Origin of the sequence: Derxia lacustris, assembly GCF_002105195.1 — a bacterium.
Lineage (GTDB): Bacteria > Pseudomonadota > Gammaproteobacteria > Burkholderiales > Burkholderiaceae_E > Derxia > Derxia lacustris.
In genome coordinates this window covers 1-5,688 of record NZ_MUHU01000058.1, presented here as the reverse complement: position 1 = coordinate 5,688, position 5,688 = coordinate 1, and the positions used below count along the sequence as shown (strand labels likewise).

The window sequence follows — 5,688 nt, the reverse complement described above, 5'->3', positions numbered from 1 at the left end:
CCCTCCGCCTCCTCCCCAACCTGAACCAGCACCGCCACTGCCTCCCCAAGCAGCGGATGCAGCTCGTAGTCATCCGTCGCCTCACGCCGTGTCAGCAGGCTGGCGCGCCGCAATTCCTCCAGCGCATCCCCGGCGCGATCCCGCAGCGCCACCTCATCCACCGCCGCCGCGCCCGCGCGCGCCGTCTCGGCGCCGACGAAGGCATCGACCAGCAAACCCGCACGCAGCGCCACGTTGGGCGCGCCGAGCGATGCCAGCAGCAGCAGCCGTTCAGCGTCATGCCGCAGCAGGCCGCTTGGATCCTGCGCGCCGAGCGAATCGACGCTGGTCCGGAAGACGGCAACGATGTCACGCGCGTGTTCCTGCAGCTGGGCCGCAATGGCCGGCCGCGTGGCGATCGCATGCAGCCGGTCGAGCAGCGCCTGCGGCCGGGTCGCGTCGATGCTCCTGAGCACCTCGGCATAGGCCGCCGCCCGCGCGCGCTGGGCGCCGAGCAGCGTGAGCGCCACCGCATGCCCGCCCACGCGGCGCACCAGCTCGCGCGCCGCCGCCTGCTCGGCCGGGTCGTCGTGCTTGTCGCCCGAGAAGCGCAGCAGCAGCCGCAGCGCATCTACCTCGCCCAGCCGATCCAGCGGCAGCGCGGTCACGCCCGGCAACGGGCCGGCGTCGCGCGTGGTGAGCAGATGGCGCGCCGGCCAGTCGAGCATCCAGCGGCCGAGGATGGCGTCGGTCGGCTTGGTCGCGCTGAGGTTGGCCGGCAGGTTGTCGAGCACCCAGAGCGAGGCGCGCCCATCGAGCAGCGCCATCACGTCGCGCGCGACGGCGGCGGCCGGGCGCGGCTTGTTCTCGGCGTCGCGCAGGCGCAGCGCGGGCGGCTGGCCGCTTAGCCAGGGATGGCGCTCAAGCGCCTGTGCGAGCGCGTCGAGCCAGACCGATTCGGCGATGGCCGCGCGGTTGGCCGGGTCGGCGCCGGCCAGCCGCAGTTCGGCGCTGGCGAGCGAGAGCCAGAACACGCCGCCCGGATAGGCGCGGCCGAACTTGGCCACATAGGCCGCCGCCAGCTCGGTCTTGCCGATGCCGCCGAGGCCGTGGGTCTGCACCGACACCGCGTTGATCTGCGCCACGACGCTGGTGGGTTGCAGCCGGCTGTGCAGCGCCCACAGCTCGCGGCCGCGACCGACGAAGTTGCGCGTCATCACGCGGATGCCGGCCGGCGGCGGCGTGTCGGCGAGGTCGGCGGCGCTGGCGGTTTCGCTGGCGAGGTTCTGCGTGACCGAGGTGAAGCCGGCGGCACGGCGCGCGAGGTCGGCGGCGAAGGCGGCTTCGGCGCCCGGGGCCGGTGCGCGCAGGAAGTTGCTCGCGTCGAGTTCGCCGGCGGTGATGTGGCCGGTGCCGGCCTCGGGATTGACGATCCAGATGCGCTCGGCGAGCTGGCTGGTCTGGCGCCGCGCATGGCCCCAGGCGAGCGTGAGTTCCTGCAGGCAGAAGTCGGAGTCGGCGTAGTCGGCCGACCACCAGACGAGCACGACGTGCGCCCCGCCGATGCCGGCCTCGATGCGGGCCGGGAAGTCGGCCAGCGGATCGATGGCGTCGAGGTCGAGGAACACGTCGAGGCCGGCGGCGCGCAGCGCCTCGGCGACGGGCTGCACGCGGTCGAGCTGGTTGCGGCGGTAGCTGATGAACAGGCTTGCGGAGGCGGTCATGGCGGCGCTGGCGGGGACGGAATGAACGCAGCGTCAGGCGCGGCCAGCCGGATTGGCAAGGCAGGACGCCGCCAGCCTGTGGTCGGCGGTGCCGGCGGCTTTTCATTTCCCACAAGCTTCTGCTTGGTTTCCTGCATTGCGATCCGAATTGAATGTGGAAATGCAGCGCCGGAATCGTGAATCGGCCGGCTATTGGATGCGGAATCGAATGGCATGCGGGTTGCATTTGCTCGCGCATTGTCGAACTCCGCGCGGCATTGCTCCGGGCAGCCGCTTTCGATTTCCGCATCCAATAGCCGCCACTCCGCTGCGGCCGGGAGATTCCCTTGCCAGGAAACCGCCGTCCCACCAAGCGCCGGAATCGTCCGTCATTGCGCACCAGACAAATTGCCGCGCTGCTGCCGGGCATGATGGCGGGCGGTTTGCTGTTCGCAGCCAATTCCGCCTGCGCGCAATCGGTACAGAAAGACGATGCGGAAATCCGTGCCGAAAATGCGCGGCTGCGCGAGCAGATCGAGAAACTCCGGCCGGCTGCCGATCCGCGCTCGGAGAATGCGCGACTGATTCAGGAACTCGAAGCGCTGAAAGCGCGCAATTCGCCCGCAGTGGCCGAATCGCCGCCGGTCGCCGCGCCGGCCGATTCGGGCGCGCTCGAAGCCGTGACGGTACGTGGCCGGCGCAATGTGCTCGCGCCGCTCAAGGAAACGCCGCGCTCGGTTTCGATCGTGAGCGGCACCGAACTGGCAAAACAGGACACGGTCAATTTCCGCGATTTCGTGACGCGGATCGGCAATGTCGGCATGGGCTACAACAATCCCCAGGCCGCGAGCCTGACGATTCGCGGCGTCGGCTGGGCCAGCGGCGTCGGCCAGCTCGATCCGAGCGTGGGCATGAATGTGGACGGCGAGTCCTATGGCACCGGCGCGATCGCCGCCTCGACCAATTTCATCGACGTGGAGAGCGTCGACGTGGTGCGCGGTCCGCAAGGCACGCTCGGCGGCAAGAATTCGAGCATCGGCCAGATCAGCATCCGCACCCGCCAGCCGAGCTTCACGCCCGAGGCGAGCGCGTCCATCACCTACGGCCAGCGCAATACGCTGCGCACCCAGGCGGTGTTCGGCGGCGCGGTCATCCCCGATCTGCTGGCCTGGCGCGGCACGTTCTACCGCGAGCAGGCCGACGGCCAGGAGGCCAATGCCAACGAGAAGAAGACCACCTTCCAGAACCGCGACCGCACCTTCGGCCGCGTGCAATTCCTGCTAACGCCGAGCAGCGATTTCAATGCGCGGCTGAGTCTGGAAATGACGCCGACGATGAACGAGAACGGCAGTTATCTCGAATTTCCGCGCCCGACGCCCGAGTTCTACGACACGCGCGACGCGAATGGCGACCGCATCCGGGTGAATCAGGCGCTGGAACAGGCCGGCCGCCTGAGCCGCCCCTGGTTTGCCCAGGAAAGGAATTATTCGATTTCCAAGGATTTGTTTGGCGACCGGATCAATCAGCTCAACCAGGTGCCCAGCAAGTACAGCACCAAGGGCGGCAATCTGACGCTGAACTGGAATGTGGGCGAGCACCGGCTGCAATCGATCACCGGTTATCGCGACTATTACTTCGACAACGGCATTTCGAGTGCCGGCCCCAATACCGTATTCGATATCGACCGCTCGCCGACGCCCGGCCATGTCGAATACTGGCAGGCCAGCCAGGAATTCCGGCTCAGCTCACCGACGGGTGGCCTGTTCGATTACACGACGGGCATTTATCTTTATCACAACCGGATGCCGGATCGGCGCACGCAAACCAGTTACGGCGGCGATGCCGGCGCCTATTACGCCAATCTGGCCCAGTACAACCGGCTCGATGGCAATGGCAACGGCAATGGGCGCTATCTGCTGGTCAATTCGCTCGACCGCCTTTATGTCAAGACCAAGGACGACATCCGCAACGACAGCATCGCGTTCTACGGCAATACCAATTTCCGGCCGACCGAGCAGCTCACGCTCAATGGCGGGCTCAGGCTCACGTTCGAGAATCGCCGCACGCGCTCGCAGCGGCTGATCGAAAACGAGGGCTATGGCGCGGAACTCGATCCGGCGCAGGTGAACAACGTGCAGCTCGGCGGTTTCGACAGCGGCGCGAACGGCGCGCTGACAGCCAACAACTCGGCGGCCCAGATCGCGGTGGCGAATGCGGTGGCGCTCAAGTATTTCGGCGTCGCGCAGTACTCGGCGCTGACGCCGGCACAGCGTCAGCAGGTTGCCGACGCCAAGTCGATCCGCGCCGGGCGCGTCGGCGGGCTCTACCTCAACAGCTATGCCGAGCCGTTCCAGCAATGGCTGCCGACCGCCACCTTCAGCCCCATCTACAAGTTCGATGCGGACAACACCGGCTACCTGACCTACCAGCATGGCGAGAAGGCCGGCGTGGCCCAGATCGTCGGCGCCACGGCGGCAGGCGGGAAGTCGATCCCGCTCAAGGCCGAACGCACCGACAGCTTCGAGGCCGGCTGGCGCACCGCGCTGCTCGACCGCAGCCTCACGCTCAACGCCGACGTCTTCCTCACCAAGATCCACGACTACATCCAGCCGATGTACTTCGAGGACAAGGCCCAGACCCTCATCAACAACGACGGCAAGATCGCCTATTCGAGCGGGCTCGGGAATGTGCCGAGCGTGCGCACGCGCGGGCTGGAACTGGACGCGGTCTATACCGGCATCGGCTTCACCACGCTGCGTCTGGCGGGCGCCTACAACGACGCGCGCTATGTCTCCTTTCCCACGCTCGCCAAGCCGGCCGAGCTGGGCGGATCGACCACGCCCTATTACGACGCGAGCGGCAAGACGCTGCCCGGCGCGCCGAAGTTCAGCCTGAACGCGAATGCCGACTACACGCGCCCGGTGCTCGCCGACAAGCTGTTCCACGCCAACGCCAACTACCGCTACACGTCGAGCTACAACAACGACCCGTCGCTGTCGCGCTATGCGGTGGCGCCGCCGGCCGGCATCGTCGATCTGGCGGTCGGCCTGGGCACGCGCGACGGCCAGTTCGACCTGACGTTGCTGGCCAAGAACCTGCTGAACAACGACTACGGCTTCTACACAAACTGGATCATCTATGCGCCGAGCACCAAGCGCTGGTTCGGCGTGATGCTGAGCACCAGGCTGTGAGGCCCCGCCCTCACCCGCCGCGCCGCCACGTCACGCAGCGGTTGTTCGCCGGCATCGCCCGGTCCTCGACCAGCGCAAACCCCGCCGCGCGCGCCAGCGCATCGACCGCCTCGAAATCGCGGATGCCCATGTGGGCGCCGCGATTCTTGAGCCACACGTCGAACTGGGCATTGCTCTGGCTGCTGAACTCGCCGCCATAGTTGAACGGCCCGTAGACCACCAGCAGCGCATCGGCGGCGCAGATGGCCGGCAGCGCGGCAAACAGCGCCTCGACCTCGGCCCAACCCATGATGTGCAGCGTGTTGGCGCTGAACACCGCATCGAAGCGCCCATCGGCCAGCGCCGCCGGCAGCCCGGCCGCCACATCCCATTCCACCGGCGCCGGCGTGTTGGCCAGCGCGGCTTCCGTCAGCCACAGCCGCGCGCCGCCCAGCTCGCTGGCCCGATCGCTCGCCTGCCAGCTCAGATGCGGCAGCGCCGCCGCGAAGAACACCGCGTGCTGCCCGGTCCCCGAGCCCACCTCCAGCACCGCGCGCCGGTCGGCAAACGCCGCGCGCAGCACTTCAAGAATCACCTCGCGATTGCGGTCGCAGGACGGCGCATAGGGCTTGTCGCCGACGGGCGCCTCGGCAGGCGCGGGCGCGAAGGAAGCGACGGAAGACGGCGTGGCAGACGCAGACATGGCGACCTCGAAGTTTGGGATGCCCCAATTCTCAACGAGAAGAGAAACCCCAACCCAAGCACCGCGCCGCCCCCGCGACGTGCGCAGCACGAGCCGCAAGCCTTCCCCCAAGCAGAGTGACGCGGATTCCAGC

General features: G+C 67.8%; 3 protein-coding genes. 1 reads left to right on the top strand and 2 read right to left on the bottom strand.

From position 1 onward, the window contains the following. The coding region (locus B9P64_RS23350) for a toll/interleukin-1 receptor domain-containing protein (RefSeq protein ID WP_085318472.1) at positions 1-1,703 on the bottom strand (1,703 nt) is incomplete at its 3' end. A 371-nt stretch (positions 1,704-2,074) separates the two neighbouring features. Here B9P64_RS23350 and B9P64_RS23345 point away from each other — a divergent pair. Further along, positions 2,075-4,873: a TonB-dependent receptor gene (locus B9P64_RS23345; RefSeq protein WP_085318471.1), complete on the top strand. Its 2,799-nt coding sequence runs from the start codon at positions 2,075-2,077 to the stop codon at positions 4,871-4,873. Between the two features lie 10 nt (positions 4,874-4,883). Here B9P64_RS23345 and B9P64_RS23340 read toward each other — a convergent pair whose 3' ends face one another. Continuing rightward, the gene (locus B9P64_RS23340; RefSeq protein WP_085318470.1) at positions 4,884-5,555 is read right to left on the bottom strand and encodes a DUF938 domain-containing protein; all 672 of its coding nucleotides are present in this window, start codon (positions 5,553-5,555) and stop codon (positions 4,884-4,886) included. Positions 5,556-5,688 lie beyond the last annotated feature (133 nt).